This is a genomic window from Nonomuraea sp. NPDC050547, from assembly GCF_044457345.1.
Lineage (GTDB): Bacteria > Actinomycetota > Actinomycetes > Streptosporangiales > Streptosporangiaceae > Nonomuraea.
Genome location: NZ_JBITGW010000005.1, coordinates 265444 through 284337, shown reverse-complemented (window position 1 = coordinate 284337; position 18894 = coordinate 265444). Strand labels below are relative to the sequence as shown.

Genomic DNA, 18894 nt, shown 5'->3' with positions numbered 1-18894 from the left:
TCAGGAGCGGCTGTTCCCGGGGAGCCCTCCTCCCGGGCGGGGTGCTCCGGGCCGTGGTGCTTCCCGGGGTGTGCCTTGGGGCGCGGGGTTCTCTCGCAGGCGCGTGGGCGGGCGTCCGAGAGGTGGTGGGGTCTGGGAGGATTTCGGGGTGCGAAGTGTTGAGGCGCAGCTGATTCACCGGCCGGACGGGCGGGGTGCCGGGGAAGTGGTGCGGCATCTGCTGGCCGTGCAGGCGCAGGATGTGGGGGCTGCTCAGCTGGCTCTGCGGGCGCGTTCCGCCACCGTCACCCGGGCCGAGATCGACGCGGCCGTGGAGCGGCGGGAGATCGTGCGGGCCTGGGGGCCGCGCGGGACGCTTCACTATGTTCATCGTGACGACCTGGCGTGGCTGCTCGCGCTGACCAGTCGCCGGACGGGGTCGCTGCTGCGGTTGTCCCAGGAGGGCGTGCATGGCGACGATCTGCTGCCGCTGATCGAGGGGGCGCTCCTCGGGCAAGGGCCGTTGACCAAGGCTGAGCTGGAAACGCGGCTGGGCGGGCGGGCGGCTGGGCAGGGCATCGTTCACCTTGTCGGGCTGGCCGCTTCTCAGGGGCTCGCGGTGCTCGGGCCTCTGCGTGGTGGCAAGCCCACGTACGTCCATGCTGCCGACTGGCTGGGCGGGCCGATCGTGTTCGAGTCCGATCGGGACAAGGCGCTGGCCGAGCTGGCCGTTCGGTATCGGCGCTCGCACCTTCCGGCCGAGCCTGAGGATCTGGCCGCTTGGGCGGGGGTGCCGCTGGGGGAGGCCCGGCTGGGGTGGAGGGCGGCTTCGGCTCCCGCTCCGGAGGAGACGGCCGAACGGGTGGTCAGGCTGCTGCCGGCTTTCGATGAGTTTCTGATGGGGTGGAAGTCCCGCGATCCGATCCTGGCGCCGGAGCACGCCCGCAAGGTCTTCCCCGGCGGCGGCATCCTGCGCCCGTCGGTGCTGGTGGACGGCAGGGTCCGCGGGACCTGGACGCGTAAGGGCAGTGCCGTGACGGTGGAGGCGTTCGACGAGGTGCCGCCGCTGGACGACGAGATCGCGGATGTCCGCCGCTTCCTGGCTTAGGTCGAAATATCGGGATAACCATGCGCGGCAGCCGCCCGCCGAAAGCGCTCAACCAGCTCGGGTCGTGAAATTTCCGGTACCCACACCGCTTCTGTGAAGCTCCACAACAAGTAGGGATGCGCTCCCATCCCGTAGAGCTCCCCGTAGTCCCGCCGGGCCAGCGCGGCACGCTCCTCGTCGGTCAGCGGGCCGCCTGCCCACTCCCGCACGTACGCCGCAGGGTCACCGGTGTACGCCGCCAGACGGTCAGGCGACATGTTGACCTCGCGCATGAACGCGTTGACCCCGTAGCGGCTCATGGCGCCCACTCGAAGAACGGCGAGGTGGCGAACCGCGAAACCGCCCCTTCGGCCGACAACGCGGGCTTTCCTCCGGCCACCCCCATCGCGACCAGGAAGTTCAGGAACTGGTGCGACACGTTCCCCGCCTCGGTCAGCCGCTCGTAGGTCAGCTCGCCCAGTGCCCCGTCCACATCGCCCGAGGCCACCCACTCCACCGCCCTCTCGTCGAACGCCCGCGACGGCGAGCCCGCGAAGTGCCGCGGCCCGCCCACCTCCGTGGCCAGATGCCCGCTGGCGATCACCGCCACCCGCCGGTCGACCGGCGAGTCCTCAAGCGCCTCCCGCAGCACCTCGCCCACCCGGAAGAACCGGGCCGCGGACGGCAGCGGCGGCGCCATGCAGTTGGTGAACACCGGCACCACCGGCACCTCCAGCTCCGGCGTCAGGTACAGCAGCGGCAGCAGCACGCTGTGGTCGGCGCGGAAGGCGTCGGAAGCGGCGAAGTCCACCCCGCGCTCGATCCCGCCGCCCAGCAGCTCCCGTCCCAGCTCCGCGTCCCCCGGCAGTTCCCGGTACGGCAGGCCGAACTCCCGCTCCTCGTTCCAGAACGTCGCCGGCACATGAGGCGCCTTGCCCACCAGGAAGGCGGGCATCGTGTCGTAGAACCACTGCGTCAGGTGGTCGGTCGCCACCACGACCACGGCATCCGGCTTCGCGGCGGCCAGCCGTACCCGCAACCGCTCGAAACCCGCGCGCGTCGCGGCCAGGTCGTCGCCCCGCGCCCGCCACAGCAGCGGGTTGTGCGTGGTGCCGTAGACGCCGACGATCTCAGCCAAGGCCGAACAGCTCCCTCGCGTTGTCCAGCATGATCCGTTGCCGCGAGGCGGGCTTGAAGTCGAGCGACTCGAACTCCGCCGCCCAGCGCTCGGGTCCCAGCACCGGCCAGTCGGTGCCGAACAGCACGCGCTTCGTGATCACGCTGTCGGCGTAGTGGACCACCTCGGCGGGCCAGTAGCGCGGCGCCCAGCCCGACAGGTCGAGGTAGTAGTTGGCCTTGTGCCAGCATGCGGCCAGGTTGTCCAGGTGCCACGGCCAGCCGGGGTGCGCGGCGATCACCGTCAGCTCGGGGAAGTCGGCGGCCACGTCGTCCAGGTAGGGGATCGGCCGGGTGTACTCCAGCTTGTAGCCCATGCCGCCGCGGGTGCCGGCGCCCGCGCCGAGGAAGCCCCCGTGGAACATGACCGGCAGCCCCAGCTCCGCGCAGACCTCCCAGATCGGATAGAAGCGCTCGTCGTTGGGGAAGAAGCGCTGGCGGCCGGGGTTGAGCTCGCCGACGCCCCTGATGCCGTACTCGCCGTGGCAGCGCCGGATCTCCCGTGCCGCGTCCGGCGACCACGGGTCGATGCCGCAGAACGCGATGAAGGTGTCGGCATGCTCGCTCTGCGCCCGGCCGAGCGCGTCGTTGAGCTCCGGCAGCCCGGCCGAGTTGACGATCACGGCCATCATGTCGCGCTCGCGGTAGAGATCGGCCTGGGCGGCGAACGAGATCGGGGTGCGCTCCTTGCCGAAGTGGGCGCCCATCTGGCCGCGGCGGTGTCCCATCGCGGCCAGGAACTCCTCGGTCTGCGGGTGGGTGTGCACGTCGATGGCTTTCACTGCAGCTCCGGTGCGGGTCTGGTGGCGGGACGCGGCAGCCGCCGCTCGTGCGTGGAGAAGCGGGTGCCCGGCCGGGTGGTCTCGTCGTCGATCAGGCCCAGGTGCAGCGCCTGCGGGTCCTGGACCAGGTCGGCGACGGTGTTCAGCGGCCCGTGCGGGATGTCGGCGGCGGTCAGGCGCTCGAACCACTCATCGCGCGGCCGCTTGGCGGTCTCGGCCCGCAACGTCTCCTCCAGCTCCGCGTAGTGGCGGAAACGCAGCTCACGGGTGGCGAAGCGGGGATCGTCCGCCAGATCGGGACGCTCCAGAACCTTGAGCAGCCCGAGCCAGAACTTCTCCGGCACCGACAGATGGATCACGAACGGCAGGCCCTCCGCGCTCACGCACCCGTACGCCTGCGCCCGCGCCGCCCTGGTCGAAGGCCCGGCGACCGTGCCCGTCTCCAGGTAGGTGGCGATCGGCTCGGTCAGGAAGTCGGTCAGCGCCCCGAGCATGGACACCTCCACACGGCGGCCCGCGCCGGAGGCCGAGCGCGCGTGCAGCGCCGCCAGGATGCCCTGGACCGCCGACATGCCCGACAGAAGATCCGAGAACGCCGGCCCGGCCGGGCGCGGATCGTCCAACGGCACCAGATGCCCGTACATGCCGCCGATCGCCGAGATGATCGTGTCGTACGCGGGGCGCCTCGCGTACGGCCCGCTCGGCCCGAACCCGGTGATCGAGCAGTACACCAGCCGCGGCTCCCGCACCTTCATGACCGGCCAGCCGAAGCCCAGCCGGTCGGCCACCCCGGGCCGGAAGTTCTCGATCAGCACGTCCGCGCCGGAGACCAGCTCCAGCAGCGCCGCCAGCCCGTCCGGGTCCTTCAGATCGAGCGTCATCGAGCGCTTGCCCCGGTTGTAGGCGGCGAACTGCGGACTGTACGGCCGGCCTCCGCCACCCTGCCAGCGCCGCATCGGATCGCCGCCCGGCGGCTCCACCTTGGTCACCTCCGCGCCGAGGTCGGCCAGCAGCTTCCCCGCGTACGGCGCGGAGATGTACTGGCCCGCCTCGATCACGCGCAACCCGCTCAGGGGCATGTCGGCTCCTCCTTCGTCACGAGCATCACCTTGCCGAGTTCGTCACGAGCGTCATGTCGCCGGGTCCGGCACGAGCATCACCTTGCCGAGATGGTCGCGCCGGCCCGCCATGGCGAAGGCCGCGCCGACCTCCTCCAGCGGCAGTTCCGCCGCCACCGGCGGCCTGACCAGGCCGCGGGCCACCAGGTCCAGGCCGTCGCTGACGTCGGCGTAGTCCGCGGCGGCGCAGCCGTACAGGGTGACCCGGCGGGTGTAGAAGGCGCGGGTGTCGATCGCGACGGCCGAGTCCGGCAGCGCCGCGGCCACGACCACCGCGCCCGCCCACGCCACGCACCGCAGCGCCGCCGAGATCAGCTCGCCGCTGCCCGTCGCGTCCAGCACGAGCGCGGGCGACCGGCCGTCGAGCGCCTTCTCCAGCGCCTCGCCGGCGCCCTCGCGCGGGTAGGTGACCACCTCGCTCGCGCCGAGGCCGGGCAGCTCGCCGATCGGCTCGCCCTCCAGGGCGCCCGCGGTCACCTCGGCGCCCAGCGCCGCCGCCACCTGCACCGCCGCGCAGCCGAGCGCCCCGGTGGCCCCGGTCACCAGCACCTTCCGCGCGACGCCCCGGCCGGAGCGGCGGATCATGTGCAGCGCGATCGGCACGCTGTGCACCGCCGCCGCGGCCCTCGGGAACGGCAGCGGCCCCACGTCGAAGGCCACGCGGGAGGGGACCGCCACGTACGCGGCGGCGCCGCCGTCACGGTGGACGCCGACGACCGTCTGGGCCGGGCAGTCGGCCTCGCGGCCGGCCGTACACGCGCCGCATCCGCCGCACGGGACGTTCGGCTTGACCGCGACGCGCGCCCCCACGCGGTCGGGCACGCCCGGCCCGCAGGCGACGACGACGCCCGCCGGGTCGAGCCCGATCGTGCGGGGGAGCAGCACGCCGGGGCCGAGCGGCGCGCCCGCCATGACCTGGCGTTCGAGCTGGTTCACCCCGACCGCGCGCACCTCGATCAGCACCTCGCCCGGCTCCGGCTCCGGCACCGGTACGTCGGCGACGCGCAGCCGCGAGCCGTCCCAGCGCGCCGCCCTCATGGGCGCTTGGCCACGCCGAGCGCGTCCTGCGCGCGGGTGAGCTGGCCGAGATGGGTGAACGACGCGAACGGCGCCGGCGGCAGCTTCAGCACGGCGAGCAACTCCTCGAAGCCCTTCGGGTTCAGCCCCATGTCGTCGTCGTAGAGCAGCGGGCCGTTGGCGTAGACCTCGGGCTCCTCCTCCAGCGGCGTCACGGTGAAGCCCTTGGCCCGCATCAGCTTCTGCACGTACGCCTGCTGGGCGGGGTCCTTGTAGACCTTGATGCCCTTGATCGTCGCCCGGATGAAGCGGGCGGTGGTGTTCGGGTTGCGGTCCACGAAGTCCTTGAGCGCGGTCAGGCTGTCGTTGGGCCACTCCTTCATCACGTCCAGCACCATGCGGCCCTGCACCAGCTTCTTGTGCCGGGGGAAGATCACGGTCATCGCCAGCTTGCCCTGCTTGAACTGTTCCACCCAGGCGTTCGAGCCGCCCGGCAGGTTCACGGGCTTCACCGCCACGCCCGTCAGGTCGAAACCGGCCTCCTTGAGCAGTTGTGTCCGCACGTCGTACTCGATCGTGCCGGGGTTGGCGCCCAGCAGCACCGGCTTGCCCGCCAGGTCCTGAGGCTTGGCGATCTCCGGCCGCACCACCACGACGAACGGCTCGCGGTTGCGGTACCCGGCCACGATCCGCAGTCCGGTGCCCGCAGTCGCCGCCGCGACCACGTCGGGCGAGGCCTCGGCGCCGAAGTCGAGACTCCCGCCGACCAGGCCCTCCCTGATCGACTGCACCTCCACCCGCTCGACCGTCAGCCCCTCCTCCTTGTAGAAGCCCTTGTCGAGGGCGATCTCGACGGGGGCGTTGGTGTCCAGGTTCGGCAGCCGCATGCCGATCTTCAGGGCGGTCTTCTCCGGCGCGCCGATGGGTCCGGTCGCGGCGGGCGCGGGCGTCCGCGGCGCGTTGCCGCCACATCCGGCGATCAGGAGTACGGCCAGCGGCACGATCAGACGTTTCATGACACTCCTTCGGCGTACCAGGGAGCGGCGATCCGGCGAGCGAGGCTCACCAGCGCCATCAACACGTTGGCGATGACGACCAGCAGAAGCGTGAGCGCCAGCGCGGATGCCAGGTCGAAGTCGGCCGACCTGCGGAAGATCAGGTAACCGAGCCCCTGGCTGCCCCCGATGAACTCGCCGACCACGATGCCGACCATGGCCCTGGCCACGCCCATGCGGATCCCGGTGAGGATCAGCGGGAGCGCCGCCCAGAGCTGCACCTTGAGGAACACCTGGACACGGCCGGCGCCGTACACCCGGGCCGCCCGCACCAGCGAGGGATCCACGCCCCTGATGCCGTCCATGGTGTTGATCGCGATCGGGAAGACCGCCATGAGAAAGATGATGAGGATCTTGGGCGCCGCCCCGAACCCGAGCCACAGCACGAGCAAGGGTTGGAAGGCGATCCTCGGCATCGCGTAGGCCGTCCAGAACGGCGGCCCGGCCACATCGCTGACCAGCCGCGACGATCCGAGCGCCAGCCCGCACGGCACGCCGACGACCACCGCCAGCAGGAACCCGGCCACCGCGTTCTGCGTGCTGAACCAGGCGTGCTCCGGCAGCGAGCCGTCGGCCAGCATCCCGGTGAACGCCGTCCAGATCGCGCTGGGCGGCGGCACGAACGACGGGCTGGCCAGCTTGAGCCCGCTGATCGCCAGCTCCCACAGCGCGAATAGCGCCGCCACCTCCAGGACGACCGCCCACCTCTTGAGGTCACGCATGGTTCCTCCACCCGCCGGCCCGGCGTTCGGCCAGGTCGAGCAGCCGTACCAGCACCACCGACAGCACGACGTAGACGGCGATGGCGGCGAACGCCTCGCCGGTCCTGAACCGCGCGGTGGCGTTGACGATGATCGACCCGACGCCGCTGGGTGAGCCCACCATCTCGCCGACCAGCAGGCCGATCATCGACGTGGGCACCGCCAGCCGCAGCCCCCCGATCACGTACGGCACCGCCCACGGCAGCCGGATCTTCAGGTAGACCGCCATCCGGCCCGCGCCGAACACCCGGGCCGCCCTGATCAGCGACGGGCTGGTCTGCGCCGCGCCGGTCGCGGTGTTGAGCGCCACCGGGATCATCGTGCTGAGGAAGACCAGGACGACGATCGGCCCGTCGCCGTAGTCGAGCCAGGCGGTGAGCGTGGGCTGGAGCGCGATGAGCGGCGTCGCCCACAGGGACCAGAGCAGCGGCATGAGCAGCCGGTTGGCCCACGGCAGGCTCCCGGTCACGAGCCCGGTGACCACTCCGGCGGCGGCGCCGAGACTGTATCCCATCAGCCAGCTTCTGGCGCTGGTGCCGAGGTGGCCGGCCAGTTCGCCGCTGGACACGAGCGTGGCCAGCGCGCCCGCCACGTCGCCGGGAGAGGGGAAGAAGACGCGGTTGACCAGTTCGAGTTCGACGACGGCCACGTGCCAGAGCGCCACGAAGACCACCAGGTCGGCCAGGGCGATGAGCGGGGTGCGGTATTTCCACGGGCGGCGGGCCGTACCGGATGGGCGGACTCGCAGGGGTTTGGCGGGGGCGGTGCGCGCGGTCATTCCGCGGCCCCGCGGGCCGCGGCCACGGCGTCGGACTCCAGCGACTTCCACAGCTGGTCGCGCAGCCCGTCGCGGTTGCCCGGCGTCACGGTGACGATCTCCTTGATGGTCCCCGGGTGCGAGCTGAACACCGCGATCCGGTCGCCGAGCTGGACGGCCTCGTCGATGCTGTGCGTGATGAAGACAACGGTCTTGCCGGTGGCGTCGATGATGCGCTTGAGCTCGGCCCGCATGACCTCGCGGGTCAGCGCGTCGACCGCGCCGAGCGGTTCGTCCATGAGCAGGATGCGCGGATCGGCGACCAGCGACCTGGCCAGCCCGGCGCGCTGCTGCATGCCGCCGGACAGTTCGCGCGGGTAGGAGTTCTCGAATCCGGACAGGCCCACGAGGCGGATGGCCTCGGCGATCCGGTCGACGGCGCCCTCCTTCAGCCGGGGCTGCATCTCCAGCCCGAATCGGACGTTGTCGGCGACGGTGCGCCAGGGCAGCAGCGCGTAGTCCTGGAAGACCACGGCCCGGTCGGGACCCGGCGCGGTGACCGGGCGGCCGCCGGCCAGGATCGTGCCGGTCGTCGGGGTGAGCAGGCCCGCCACGCAGTTGAGGACCGTGGTCTTGCCGCAGCCGCTGGGCCCGAGGACGGTCAGGAACTCGCCTTCCATGACGTCGAGGTCGACGTCCTGCACGGCGATCAGCCGGTTGCCCGTCCTGGCGACGTGGTACCGGACGGACAGGTCGCGGATCTGGATGATCGGATCGGTCGCCATAAACGGCTCCGTACTCCCAGGGGAACGAGATGGCTACATTATTCATGGCCTTAAATCACGGTCAACCCCCCTCTCTCGGACGTTTCTCAGAGAGTGTTGACAAGATTGGATACGAAATCCAGGCTGTGGGCATGCGCACAGAAGAAGTGAGCTGGTACAGCGAAGGCGACCGGATCAGCGCCCTGTGGCGTACCCCCGACGAGGGGGCGGGGCCGTACCGCGCCATCGTCCAGGGCCCCGGCTGGCTGGGGCTCAAGGACGCGAAACTCTACGTCCGCTACCACGAGGCACTGACCGCGGCGGGCTTCGCCGTGCTGGTCTTCGACTACCGGGGCTTCGGCGGCTCCGAGGGTGACCGGTCGATCCTGTCGCCCGCCCGGCAGTTGCAGGACCTGCGCTCCGCCGTCACCTACCTGACCGGCCGCGACGACGTGGTGCCCGACGGCATCGGCGTCTTCGGCAGCGGCGGCACCGGCGGCGGCAACGCCGTGCTGCTGGCCGCCGCCGATCGGCGGGTCCGGGCCGCGGTCAGCCAGTTGCCCGTCGCCGACGGGGCCGACTGGCTGCACCGGATGCGCAGCGAGTACGAGTGGCTGGAGTTCCTGGCCGACGTCGAGTCCGACCGCCTCGACCGCGTACGCACCGGCAAGGGCCGCTTCGTCCATCCCCGCGAGGAGATCATGGTCCCGACCAAGGAACGGCGGGCCACGACCGTCAAGGCCGACGTGGACGAGCGCGTCCCGACCCAGGTGGCGTTCGCGCCCGCGGTGGAGGAGATCCTCGCCTACCGGCCCGCGGCGGCCACGGTGCACACCCCGCTGCTGGTCATCGGCATCGAGAACGACGCCACCACACCCACCGACCATGCCGAGAAGATCTACGCCGCCGCCCGCGGCCCCCGCGAGCTGATCATGCAGCGGCACACCACCCACTACGCCGCCTACGACCGCTACTGGACCGAGGTGACCCCGAGGGTCGTCGCCTGGTTCGACCGCCACCTCGGACCCGCCCACCTGGTGGTCTCCACCCCCGAGGGCGACGCGCGGATCGAGGCGCCCGCATGATGAGGATCGCCGGAGGAACGGTCGTCACCCCCGCCGGCCGCCTCGACGCCGACGTGCTCGTGTCCGGCGGCAAGATCGCCGGGCTGGTCTCCCGGGAGGTGGAGGCCGGAGACCAGGTGGTCGACGCCACCGGCAAGCTCGTCCTGCCCGGGATGGTCGACGTGCACGTCCACACCCGCGAACCCGGCTTCACCCACAAGGAGGACATCCTCACCACCACCCGCCAGGCCGCGGCCGGAGGCGTGACGACGATCTTCGGGATGCCCAACCTCGACCCGCCCACCACCACCGTCGAGACGCTGCGGGACGTCCTGGCCCGGTACGCGGCGACCTCGATCGTGGACTACAACCACAACCCCGCCGCCACCCTGGCCGACCAGGTCCCCAAGATGGCCGAGATGGGCATCAGGGCCTACAAGGTGTACATGGTCGTCGACACCGGCCGCACCTACCCGCACCCCGCCGGAACCGGTATGCACGACCACGGCGACCTGCTGCGCATGATGGACACCATCGCCGCCACCGGCAAACGCTTCATCGTCCACCCGCATGACCAGGCGCTCATGGACTACATCGAGGGCCGCTACCTGGGCCGCGGCGAGAACACCCCGCAGGCCTACGCCCAGGCGTACGCCGAGCGCGAAGGCGTCATCTGGGACACCGCCATCGACGTCGTCCTCCGCCTGGCCGAGGCCAGCGGCTGCCCCGTCCACCTGGCCCACATGCAGACCCGCCGCTCCGTCGAGGCCGTCCGCCGGGCCAAGGCCCGCGGCGTGGACGTGACGTGCGAGGTCAACCATTGGATGCCGTTCCTGTCCCGGTGGGAGCACGTCGAGCGGCTCGGGCCGTACGCGCTGTCGTACTGGGTGCCCGACGACGCCCGCGAGGCGGTGTGGGAAGGCATGCGCGACGGGACCATCGACATCGCCGCCTCCGACCACGCGCCGCACACGCGGGAGGAGAAGGAGATCGGCTGGACCCGCATGTGGAGCTCCCACACCGGAACCCCCGGCATCCAGTACTTCTACCCCCTCCTCCTGGACGCCGCCCTCTCGGGCCGGATCACCCTGGAACGCGTGGTCGACATGGCCGCCGAGACCCCCGCCCGCACGTTCGGCCTCCCCATGAAGGGGGCCCTGCTCCCCGGCCGCGACGCCGACATCGTGATCGCCGACCCTGACGCGCCGTGGACCATCACCGACGCGGACGTCCTGTCCAGGGTCGGCTGGACACCCTATGCGGGGGTGACGTGCGGCGTCCGCATCGACCGCACCTTCGTCCGCGGAGTCGAGGTGTACGGCGAAGGCCACGTCGTCGGCCCTCCCGGCCACGGCCAACAAGCCTGACCCACTCCCACCCACCTCCACCACCACCTCACCCGCACCACCTCACCTCCACCACCCCTCTCGCGCCGCCTCCCCGTGCCCGCCACCGCTTCCACCTCCTCGACTGCTGCCCTTCTCACCGCCCAGCCTGCGCCGCCCAGCCCCGTGCCCGCCGCCTTCCCGACCTGCTCACCGCGTCCACCTCGCCCTTCCGCCCACCGCCGCCCCGCTGTCCGGGCACTCCCTGACCAGGTCGCCGACCCGCCGGCCCTGGCACATCCGACCCGCCGGAAGCCCCGCAGGACCCCGGATGCCAGGGAGCCCGGATGCCAGGGAGCCCGGAGTTCCGGTGCTCGGAGGGTTGAGGGGCCGGGAGAGCGGGGGCGGTAGCCGTACCTCATGGATTTAAGGAGATTTGTCGTGAAATTCGGCCTCTTGCTCCCCCACTTTGGTGAGTTCGCCTCCCGTGACCGGTTGCTCCGTGGCTCGCAGCGGGCGGAGGAACTGGGGTTCGACTCCGTCTGGGTGCGTGATCACCTGGTCTTCGAGCCGCACGGCGAGATGGAGTCGCCCAACCGGGAGTTCTACGACGCGCTCACCACGTTGACCGCCATCGGGGCGGTGACCTCGCGCATCCAGCTCGGCACCGGCTCGCTGATCCCCTTCCGCCACCCGCTGACCACCGCGCTGCAGCTCGGCACCATGACCCAGCTCGTCGGCGACCGGCTCATCCTGGGGTTCGGGGCGGGCACCTTCCAGCACGAGTTCGACGCGATCGGCTGGGGCGACAGGGACCGCGTCTCGCTGGTCCGCTCCAACGCCGAGATCCTGCGCAAGGTCGCCGTCGAGAACGACGTCAGCTACTCCGACGACAACTTCACCTTCACCGGCGTCAGCATCGAGCCCAAGCCCGTCGGCGGCCCCGTCCCCTTCTGGTACTGCGGCGCCACCCCCCGCAGCGCCCGCCTGGCCGCCGAGTGGGCCGACGGCTGGATGCCCGGCCGCATCTCGCTGGCCACCATCCGCCGCCGCGTCGAGAACATGCGCGAGATCTGCGAGGAGAACGGCAGGAAACTGCCGACCGTGGCCGTCATCCCGCCCACCTCCGTCGCCGCGACCAGGGAGGAGGCGCTGCGCGACGTCAACGTCCCGGGCCTGCTGGCCTGGGCGAACAAGGCCAAGTTCGCGGTCAGGCCGTCCTCGGGCCGGTTCGAGACGGTCGAGGACCTCGAAGGCCAGCTCATCGTCGGCGATCCGGGGGAGATCGTGGACGAGGTGAAGAAGTTCGAGGCCTCCGGGGTGGAGCACCTCGTCTTCGACTTCCGCTTCTCCTTCCCGCGCTGGTTCGAGGTGATCGACCTGCTCGGGACCGAGGTACTGCCCAGACTCCGGTAGTGTCCCGCATGGCGGGACACCTGTGCTTGGATTGGATCCGATAACCGGATCCCCGGGAGAGGCGTGAGCGTGGAGACCGCGACCAAGCCCTCGTTCGACGATGTCGTCGGCCGTATGTCCGCTGGATACAAAACGGTCGGACAGATGGCCTACGACGTCATCCGCGAGTGCATCATCACCGGCGTGCTGGCACCCGGCGAGCACCTGCGCCAGGAAGAGCTCGCCGAGCGACTCGGCGTCTCGCGCATCCCGGTGCGCACCGCGCTCATGCAACTGGAGTCCGAGGGGCTGGTCTCCTTCCACCCCCACCGCGGCGCCGTGGTGCGTACCCTCACCGTCGAGCAGGTCCGCGAGATCTACGAGCTGCGCGTCCTGCTGGAGTCGCACGCCCTGCGCAAGTCCATCGCCAGGATGACCTCCGCCAGGGCGGCCCGGCTGCGCGAGCTCGGCACCGCCCTCGACGAGCCCCACGTCAGCAGCTCGCTGGCCGAGGAACGGGCCGCCTTCTACCGGGAGCTGTACGACGCGGGCGAGAACCCCGTCGCCGTCGGCATCATCGAGGACCTGCGCAACTCCGTCGGCCGCTACCTCCTCGGCCTGCGCGTCGGCCACGACCAGGGCGGTCACCGCCACCTCGCCACCCTGGCGGCCCGCGGCGACGTCGACGCCGCCGTGGCCCACCTGCACGAGCACCTGGAGATCGTCTCCCGCCGCATCATCGAGGTGCTGTCGGAGGAGGCGGAGACCGCGGCCCCCGCCAAACCCCGCCGCCGCCAGGCCAAATAGGCCGCGGCGCGGTAGAGGGCCGCGCGGCCGATCCACCAGGGCCGGCGCGTAGGAACTCCAGGTACGTCCAGGTTCCGTGTCGCGGGACCCGGGGTTGATCGGGGCGGGTGGCGGTGGGCAGGGTGGGCCATGTCCCACGTTCAGTCGGTCTCGAAAGCCGCGTGTGTCCTGCGCACGCTGGCCGGCACCCAGCGCCCGTTGTCGGTGCGCGAACTCGCCGGCCGTACCGGAATCCCGCGCAGCACGGTGCACGCGCTGTGCACCACGATGTGCCGCGAAGGCCTGGTGGAGGCCGAGCCGGGAGAGGGCTACCGGCTGGGAACGCTGGGACGGCGGCTCACTCCGAGGTAGACGCGGCGGCGTTGGGTGCGGCGGCGTCGTTGGGCTGGAGGCCGCCCGGCCGGGCGCCGCGGATGCACGTCGGCTTGGACCAGGCGACGCTGGTCTTCTGCGAGAACTGCAGGGGTACGCCGACCAGGAAGCAGTAGCCGACGCCCTTGGTGAGGCCGGTCACGCGGGTGGACGTCGTGCCGGCGGGCAGCGGGATGAGGGGCTCGTCGTCGGAAGGTTCGCGCTGAACCACGATCGGGTACTCGCGCGCGCCGCCGGGCAGGCGCCAGGTCAGCGTGACCGACACGCCCAGGTCTCTCCCCACCTTGAGCACGCGCGGCCGGAGCGCGTCGATGGACTCGCGGTCGACGGTGGGCTTGCTCGGCTGCTTCAGCTGCGTACGGCCGGCCGTGGGCACCGTGCCGGTCGGGCGCTGCGACAGGTAGACGGCCACTCCGGTACCGGCCAGGGCCACCGCCGCCACGGTCACCCCGATCACGATCTTGCCGCGCCCGGAGGAACCGCCGTCCTTCCTCCGCCGGCCACCGGGCGCCCCCGGGCCGCCTCCCTCATGCTGCTGAGGCAGGGGGGCCTGGGCGTTCAGGGGCAGCTCGCCCTGAGGCGCCCATGGGCTCGTGGCCTGACCGGTGGCGGGCCGGGTTTCGGGGCGGGTCCCGGAGGGGGCCGGGCCGGCCTGAGGGGCCCACGGGCTGACCGGGGCAACGGAGCCGGTCGCCGGATAGGTGGAGCCCGGCGCCCAAGGGCTGGGACTGGCGGGCGGGTACGCGGGGGCCTGGCCGGGGCCGTTCAGGTCGGCCGGGGCGGTCGCCGGGTACGTGGCCGGGTGGGTCTGCGGGCCGGACGAAACGTCGGGCCGCGGCGCCGGGGAAGGGCCGGGGTCGGCGCCGAGCAGGTCGGTGACCGGCAGCCCGAGCTCCGCCTGGATCTGCCGCAGCCGCTCGGCGAACTCGCGGGCCGTGCCGTACCGCTGCTGAGGGTCCTTGGCCATCGCGCGCAGGACCGTGGAGAAGACCACGGCGGGCACGTCGGCGCGGTCGATGGGCGGCGGGTCGCTGCTCAGGACGCGGTACATCAGCGGCGCGATCGACGGGTCGGTCGGGCTGTGGAAGGCGGGCTGGCCGGCCAGCAGGTGGTAGAGGGTGGAGCCGAGCGAGTAGATGTCGGTGGCGGCGGTGTGCTGGTGGCCGCTCAGGACCTCGGGCGCGGCGTGCAGCGGGGTGAACGCGTGGGTCGAGGCGGACACCTCGGCGGTGTCGATGACGCGGGCGACCCCGAAGTCGGCGATGGCGGGCTCGCCGTACCGGGAGATGAGGATGTTCTGCGGTTTGATGTCGCCGTGCAGAACCCCGGCCTCGTGGACGGCGGCCAGCGCCCCGGCGAGCTTGACTCCCGAGCGCAGCACCTCCTGCAGGGGGAGCGGCCCGTTGTTGCGGATGCGGTCGCGCAGGGAGCCGTTCTCGAAGAAGTCCATCGCGATGTACGGCTTGCCGGACCGCGTGGTGCCGGTGTCGAAGACGGTCACCACGTTGGGGTGGCCGGTGAGGCGGCCGGTGAGCTGGAGCTCGCGCTGGAACCTGCGCATCGTCTTGCCGTCGACCCGGTCAACGGACAGCACTTTCAGCGCCACGACCCGGTCGAGACGCTCCTGGTAGGCCCGGTAGACGATGGCGAATCCGCCCTGACCGGCCTGATCGAGCACTCGATAGCCGGGGGCGTCCTCGACGTGCTGCACAGTGCTTCCCCCCTGTCAGGGGCGAGTTTAGCGATTTGCCCGGGTGTGGGCGTCAGAAGGGCGACATCAGGTACGCGCCGCCGAACATCGAGGCACCCGCGACCAGCAGGAAGAAGAAGACGTAGAAGCCGCCGGGCAGCACCGTGAGCCTGGCGAGCTGGTCGGCGTCGGAGTTGCCGGCCTGCCTGCGACGTCGTTTGCGCTGCAGCTCCATGATCGGGCGGACGCCGCCGAACAGCAGGAACCACACCGCCACGTAGGCCACGATCTGCTGGACGTCGTCCGGCGCGTACATGGACAGGGCGAAGATCGCGCCCCCGGTCGCGAGCAGGATGAGCGCGCCGTAGAGGTTGCGGATCAGCAGCAGCATGCAGACCAGGAACAGCAGGACGACCCAGATCAGCAGCGTGATGCGCCCCTGGTCGGTCAGCCACGCGCCCGCCAGCCCCAGCAGCGACGGCGCGACGTACCCCGCCAGCGCGGTCAGCACCATGCCGGGCCCGGTGGGCTTGCCCCTGGTCAGGGTCACGCCGGAGGTGTCGGAGTGCAGCCGGATGCCCTCCAGCTTGCGCCGCGTGAGCAGGGCCATCAGCGCGTGCCCGCCCTCGTGGGCGATCGTGACGAGCCCTCGCGTGAGGTGCCAGGAGGTGGTGTAGGAGACGACCGCGAAGGCGAACACCGCCGACACCACGATCACCCATGGCTCGGGGGCGGGCTGGACCTCCACGAGCTGTGCCAGGAACTTGTCCATCGAGTAGAGACCCTATCCGGGTAAAGTCACCGCCGTGGTCACAGAACTTCATTCTGATTCCGAGGTTCCCGCCTGGCGGGCGGCGCGCGGGCTGCCCGGCCTGATCGACCTGCACGTGCACTTCCTGCCCGAACGGATGGAGCGCCGCGTCTGGCACCACTTCAACCACGGCGGCCCGCTGCTCGGCGACGGCTGGAAGGTCACCTACCAGTGGCCCGTGGAGCAGCGCCTGGCCCGCCTGCGCGAGATGGGCGTCACCCGCTTCTCCGCCCTGGCCTACGCCCACAAACCCGGCATGGCCCGGGACCTCAACGCCTGGACGCTCGGCTTCGCCCGCCGTACCCCGGAGTGCGTCCCCTCCGCGACCTTCTACCCCGAGCCGGGCGCTCTTTCCTATGTACGGCAGGCCGTCGACGCCGGCGCCCGCATCTTCAAGATCCACCTCCAGGTGGGCGACTTCGACCCCCGCCTGCCCGAGCTGGACGACGTCTGGGGCCTGCTGGCCGACGCCGGGCTCCCGGTCGTCGTCCACGCCAGTTCCGTCCCCGTGCCCGGCGGCCGCGTGGGCCCAGACCCCATCGCCGGCCTCCTGAAAAGACATCCGCGCCTGCGCCTGGTCATCGCCCACCTCGGCATGCCCGAGTACGAGCCGTTCTTCGACCTGGCGGAGCGCTACGAACGGGTGGCGCTCGACACCACGATGGCCTTCACCGACTTCGCCGAGCTCGGCATGCCCTTCCCCGCCGCGCTCCGCCCCGTGCTGCGTGAACTCGGCCGGGCGGGGAAGGTGGTGCTGGGTAGCGATTTCCCGAACATTCCCTATGCGTACGCGCACCAGTTGCACGCGCTCGACCGGCTCGGCCTCGGGGACGAATGGGTCAGGGCCGTGTGCTGGCACAACGGGTCGGACATGATCTGATGGAGGGGTGAACGATCGGCACGAGGCGCTGGTCCGCGGCAACCTCGCGGTCATGGAGCGTTGCTACCATCCGGACGTCAACTTGGGCGATCCGGATGGGCTCATCGTGCGGCACCACGACGAGTCTCGACGAGGTGTCGTAGAGGAGTGAGCGCATGGCACGCATGAAGGGCTTCCTGCAGAGCAGTCGCATCCGCGAGCAGGCGCCGGAGCACTCCATGGATCCCCGGGCCGTGGAGGAGGAAGCCCCCTACCGCCCGACCGTGATCGACAACGCCATCTACCAGTACGGCGAGCGCATCGACAACCCCGGCTCGCTGGCCGACGCCTTCGAACGGCTCAAGGAGATGCCGGGCACCATGGCCTGGATCGGCCTGTACCGCCCGAAGGAGTGGGAACTGGTCAAGCTGGGCGAGGAGTTCCAGCTCCACGAACTGGCCCTCGAGGACGCCATCGTCGGCTCCCAGCGCCCCAAGGCCGACCGCTACGGCGACACGCTCTTCGTCGTGCTGCGCGCCGCGCGCTACCTCGACGACGTGGAGGAGGTCGCCTTCGGCGAACTGCACGTCTTCGTCGGCCCCAACTTCGTGATCACGGTACGGCACGCCGAGGCCCCCGACCTCCAGGCCGTGCGCAAACGCATGGAATCCGACCCCGACCTCCTGCGCCAGGGCCCCCAGGCGGTGCTGTACGCCATCCTCGACGCCGTCGTGGACGGCTACGCCCCGGTCGTGGCCGGGCTGCAGAAGGACCTGGAGGAGATCGAGGGCCAGGTGTTCAGCGGCGACCCGGCGGTCTCGCGCCGCGTCTACGAGCTGAGCGGCGAGGTCATCGAGTTCCAGCGGGCGACCGCGCCCCTGTTGAAGATGATCGACGGCTTCATCGCCGGCGCCACCAAGTACGGCGTGAACGAGGAGCTCCAGAGCTACCTGCGCGACGTCGCCGACCACGCGATCACGGTGACGGAGCGCGTGGCGGCCTTCCGCCAGATGCTCCAGGACATCCTGGTGATCAACTCGACCCTGGTCACGCAGGCCCAGAACGCCGAGATGGCCAAGATGACCGAGGCCAGCATCCGGCAGGGCGAGGAGGTCAAGAAGATCTCCGCGTGGGCGGCCATTCTCTTCGCCCCGACGCTGGTCGGCACGATCTACGGCATGAACTTCGACTTCATGCCGGAAACCCACTGGACGCTGGGCTATCCGTTCGCCGTCGTGCTGATGGGCGGGGTGTGCCTGATCCTGTACATCGTCTTCAAGAGACGCGACTGGCTGTAGGGGTCTGCCGGACCGCGCGGGGTGCGTGGTCCTAGCGTGGTGCCCATGAGTGAGTTCGGGTGGATGGAGGCGGGCGGCCAGTACTTCGCCCGCAAGGTGGACGCGGCCGTCGAGGCGGGACTGGACGGGGCCTCGCAGCTGCCGGGATGGCGGCGCCGCCATGTGGTGGCGCACGTGGCCTGCAACGCGCGGGCGCTGTCCCGCCTGGTCCACTGGGCCAGGACCGGCGAGGAGCGGGCGATGTACCCGAGCCGGGAGGCCCGCGACGCGGAGATCGAGGAGACGGCCCGCATCCCCGCGCCGGAGCTGGCGGCCCTGTCGGCCGACTGCGACCGGGAGCTGCGCGAGGACCTGGCGGGCCTGTCGGACCTGCAGTGGAACACGAAGGTCCGCACCGCGCAGGGCAAGATCGTGCCCGCCTCCGACGTCCCCTGGATGCGGGCGCGCGAGCTGTGGATCCACGCCGTGGACCTCGGCGCAGGAGGGTCCTTCGACGACTTCCCCGACGGCATGGTCGACGCGCTGCTCAGCGACGTCACCGCGGCCATGGAGAACCGTCCCCAAGGCCCGGCGCTGCTGCCGGTCCCGCTCGACCGGGCGCGCACCTGGCGCGTCCACCCCGGCGGCCGGCCGGACGAGGGCGACCTGGTCGAGCGGGTCGCGCTGGTGCGCGGGAGCGCCGCGCGGCTGGCGGCGTGGCTGACCGGACGCGGCCCGGCGCCGGAGCCCGGCGCGCCGTCGATCGGGCCGTGGCTGTGACCCCTGTCCGGATCTGGA

Annotated in this window: 20 protein-coding genes; 9 read left to right on the top strand and 11 right to left on the bottom strand. The window is 71.3% G+C overall.

Features of this window, described 5'->3' with window-relative positions:
• Positions 1 to 148 precede the first annotated feature (148 nt).
• Positions 149 to 1087 (top strand): winged helix DNA-binding domain-containing protein, encoded by a 939-nt coding sequence (locus tag ACIBHY_RS15125; protein WP_397243031.1) that lies wholly within the window; start codon positions 149 to 151, stop codon positions 1085 to 1087.
• Here ACIBHY_RS15125 and ACIBHY_RS15120 read toward each other — a convergent pair.
• From ACIBHY_RS15120 to ACIBHY_RS15080, 9 genes are read right to left on the bottom strand one after another with little or no spacing between them, the layout of a single operon-like run.
• Positions 1084 to 1386 carry a hypothetical protein gene (locus ACIBHY_RS15120; protein ID WP_397243033.1) on the bottom strand — a complete coding sequence of 101 codons (303 nt, stop codon included), beginning with the start codon at positions 1384 to 1386 and terminating at the stop codon, positions 1084 to 1086. The genes ACIBHY_RS15125 and ACIBHY_RS15120 overlap by 4 nt on opposite strands.
• The gene (locus ACIBHY_RS15115; RefSeq protein ID WP_397243035.1) at positions 1383 to 2204 is read right to left on the bottom strand and encodes an extradiol ring-cleavage dioxygenase; all 822 of its coding nucleotides are present in this window, start codon (positions 2202 to 2204) and stop codon (positions 1383 to 1385) included. The genes ACIBHY_RS15120 and ACIBHY_RS15115 overlap by 4 nt, the downstream gene beginning before the upstream one ends.
• Positions 2197 to 3024: an amidohydrolase family protein gene (locus ACIBHY_RS15110; protein ID WP_397243037.1), complete on the bottom strand. Its 828-nt coding sequence runs from the start codon at positions 3022 to 3024 to the stop codon at positions 2197 to 2199. Before ACIBHY_RS15110 ends, ACIBHY_RS15115 begins: the two co-directional genes overlap by 8 nt.
• A complete protein-coding gene (locus ACIBHY_RS15105; RefSeq protein WP_397306935.1) occupies positions 3021 to 4103 on the bottom strand; it encodes a CaiB/BaiF CoA transferase family protein in 1083 nt (360 codons plus the stop codon). Before ACIBHY_RS15105 ends, ACIBHY_RS15110 begins: the two co-directional genes overlap by 4 nt.
• A gap of 51 nt (positions 4104 to 4154) precedes the next feature.
• Complete coding sequence (locus tag ACIBHY_RS15100) at positions 4155 to 5180, bottom strand: zinc-binding dehydrogenase (RefSeq protein ID WP_397306934.1); 1026 nt, start codon at positions 5178 to 5180, stop codon at positions 4155 to 4157.
• Positions 5177 to 6175, bottom strand: a complete 999-nt coding sequence (locus ACIBHY_RS15095) for an ABC transporter substrate-binding protein (RefSeq protein ID WP_397243043.1) — start codon at positions 6173 to 6175, stop codon at positions 5177 to 5179. The genes ACIBHY_RS15100 and ACIBHY_RS15095 overlap by 4 nt, the downstream gene beginning before the upstream one ends.
• Positions 6172 to 6936: an ABC transporter permease gene (locus ACIBHY_RS15090; protein ID WP_397243045.1), complete on the bottom strand. Its 765-nt coding sequence runs from the start codon at positions 6934 to 6936 to the stop codon at positions 6172 to 6174. Before ACIBHY_RS15090 ends, ACIBHY_RS15095 begins: the two co-directional genes overlap by 4 nt.
• A complete protein-coding gene (locus ACIBHY_RS15085) occupies positions 6929 to 7753 on the bottom strand; it encodes an ABC transporter permease (protein ID WP_397243047.1) in 825 nt (274 codons plus the stop codon). Before ACIBHY_RS15085 ends, ACIBHY_RS15090 begins: the two co-directional genes overlap by 8 nt.
• Complete coding sequence (locus ACIBHY_RS15080) at positions 7750 to 8517, bottom strand: ABC transporter ATP-binding protein (protein ID WP_397306933.1); 768 nt, start codon at positions 8515 to 8517, stop codon at positions 7750 to 7752. Before ACIBHY_RS15080 ends, ACIBHY_RS15085 begins: the two co-directional genes overlap by 4 nt.
• 131 nt (positions 8518 to 8648) lie before the next feature.
• Here ACIBHY_RS15080 and ACIBHY_RS15075 point away from each other — a divergent pair, with 131 nt between their 5' ends.
• The 5 genes from ACIBHY_RS15075 (at position 8649) to ACIBHY_RS15055 (ending at position 13438) form a co-directional block, all read left to right on the top strand.
• Positions 8649 to 9581, top strand: a complete 933-nt coding sequence (locus tag ACIBHY_RS15075; RefSeq protein ID WP_397243051.1) for an alpha/beta hydrolase — start codon at positions 8649 to 8651, stop codon at positions 9579 to 9581.
• Complete coding sequence (locus ACIBHY_RS15070) at positions 9578 to 10927, top strand: dihydroorotase family protein (protein WP_397243053.1); 1350 nt, start codon at positions 9578 to 9580, stop codon at positions 10925 to 10927. The genes ACIBHY_RS15075 and ACIBHY_RS15070 overlap by 4 nt, the downstream gene beginning before the upstream one ends.
• Positions 10928 to 11326: 399 nt before the next feature.
• The gene (locus tag ACIBHY_RS15065; protein WP_397306932.1) at positions 11327 to 12301 is read left to right on the top strand and encodes an LLM class flavin-dependent oxidoreductase; all 975 of its coding nucleotides are present in this window, start codon (positions 11327 to 11329) and stop codon (positions 12299 to 12301) included.
• Between the two features lie 63 nt (positions 12302 to 12364).
• Positions 12365 to 13087, top strand: a complete 723-nt coding sequence (locus ACIBHY_RS15060) for a GntR family transcriptional regulator (protein ID WP_397097313.1) — start codon at positions 12365 to 12367, stop codon at positions 13085 to 13087.
• A gap of 129 nt (positions 13088 to 13216) precedes the next feature.
• Positions 13217 to 13438: a helix-turn-helix domain-containing protein gene (locus tag ACIBHY_RS15055; protein WP_397243057.1), complete on the top strand. Its 222-nt coding sequence runs from the start codon at positions 13217 to 13219 to the stop codon at positions 13436 to 13438.
• Here the strand turns inward: ACIBHY_RS15055 and ACIBHY_RS15050 are convergent.
• Entirely contained in the window at positions 13425 to 15170 is a 1746-nt protein-coding gene (locus tag ACIBHY_RS15050; RefSeq protein ID WP_397243059.1) for a protein kinase, read from the bottom strand. The two genes, ACIBHY_RS15055 and ACIBHY_RS15050, sit on opposite strands and share 14 nt — an antisense overlap.
• Positions 15171 to 15222: 52 nt before the next feature.
• Positions 15223 to 15921, bottom strand: a complete 699-nt coding sequence (locus ACIBHY_RS15045; protein WP_397243061.1) for a M50 family metallopeptidase — start codon at positions 15919 to 15921, stop codon at positions 15223 to 15225.
• 34 nt (positions 15922 to 15955) lie between these two features.
• On the opposite strand from ACIBHY_RS15045, the gene ACIBHY_RS15040 reads away from it, so the two are divergent.
• From ACIBHY_RS15040 to ACIBHY_RS15030, 3 genes are all read left to right on the top strand, one after another.
• Positions 15956 to 16840 carry an amidohydrolase family protein gene (locus ACIBHY_RS15040; protein WP_397306931.1) on the top strand — a complete coding sequence of 295 codons (885 nt, stop codon included), beginning with the start codon at positions 15956 to 15958 and terminating at the stop codon, positions 16838 to 16840.
• 155 nt (positions 16841 to 16995) lie between these two features.
• Positions 16996 to 18117 carry a magnesium and cobalt transport protein CorA gene (locus ACIBHY_RS15035; protein ID WP_397097308.1) on the top strand — a complete coding sequence of 374 codons (1122 nt, stop codon included), beginning with the start codon at positions 16996 to 16998 and terminating at the stop codon, positions 18115 to 18117.
• Positions 18118 to 18162: 45 nt separating this feature from the next.
• Complete coding sequence (locus tag ACIBHY_RS15030; RefSeq protein ID WP_397306929.1) at positions 18163 to 18876, top strand: maleylpyruvate isomerase family mycothiol-dependent enzyme; 714 nt, start codon at positions 18163 to 18165, stop codon at positions 18874 to 18876.
• The last annotated feature ends 18 nt before the right edge of the window (positions 18877 to 18894 follow it).

What these genes read in the sequence shown, in the direction of transcription:
- ACIBHY_RS15070 (WP_397243053.1), top strand. Translation starts at nt 9,578, where the DNA reads ATGATGAGGATCGCCGGAGGAACGGTCGTCACCCCCGCCGGCCGCCTC.
- ACIBHY_RS15100 (WP_397306934.1), bottom strand. Translation starts at nt 5,180, where the DNA reads ATGAGGGCGGCGCGCTGGGACGGCTCGCGGCTGCGCGTCGCCGACGTA.
- ACIBHY_RS15090 (WP_397243045.1), bottom strand. Translation starts at nt 6,936, where the DNA reads ATGCGTGACCTCAAGAGGTGGGCGGTCGTCCTGGAGGTGGCGGCGCTA.
- ACIBHY_RS15085 (WP_397243047.1), bottom strand. Translation starts at nt 7,753, where the DNA reads ATGACCGCGCGCACCGCCCCCGCCAAACCCCTGCGAGTCCGCCCATCC.
- ACIBHY_RS15105 (WP_397306935.1), bottom strand. Translation starts at nt 4,103, where the DNA reads ATGCCCCTGAGCGGGTTGCGCGTGATCGAGGCGGGCCAGTACATCTCC.
- ACIBHY_RS15055 (WP_397243057.1), top strand. Translation starts at nt 13,217, where the DNA reads ATGTCCCACGTTCAGTCGGTCTCGAAAGCCGCGTGTGTCCTGCGCACG.
- ACIBHY_RS15095 (WP_397243043.1), bottom strand. Translation starts at nt 6,175, where the DNA reads ATGAAACGTCTGATCGTGCCGCTGGCCGTACTCCTGATCGCCGGATGT.
- ACIBHY_RS15120 (WP_397243033.1), bottom strand. Translation starts at nt 1,386, where the DNA reads ATGAGCCGCTACGGGGTCAACGCGTTCATGCGCGAGGTCAACATGTCG.
- ACIBHY_RS15080 (WP_397306933.1), bottom strand. Translation starts at nt 8,517, where the DNA reads ATGGCGACCGATCCGATCATCCAGATCCGCGACCTGTCCGTCCGGTAC.
- ACIBHY_RS15045 (WP_397243061.1), bottom strand. Translation starts at nt 15,921, where the DNA reads ATGGACAAGTTCCTGGCACAGCTCGTGGAGGTCCAGCCCGCCCCCGAG.
- ACIBHY_RS15035 (WP_397097308.1), top strand. Translation starts at nt 16,996, where the DNA reads ATGGCACGCATGAAGGGCTTCCTGCAGAGCAGTCGCATCCGCGAGCAG.
- ACIBHY_RS15075 (WP_397243051.1), top strand. Translation starts at nt 8,649, where the DNA reads ATGCGCACAGAAGAAGTGAGCTGGTACAGCGAAGGCGACCGGATCAGC.
- ACIBHY_RS15030 (WP_397306929.1), top strand. Translation starts at nt 18,163, where the DNA reads ATGAGTGAGTTCGGGTGGATGGAGGCGGGCGGCCAGTACTTCGCCCGC.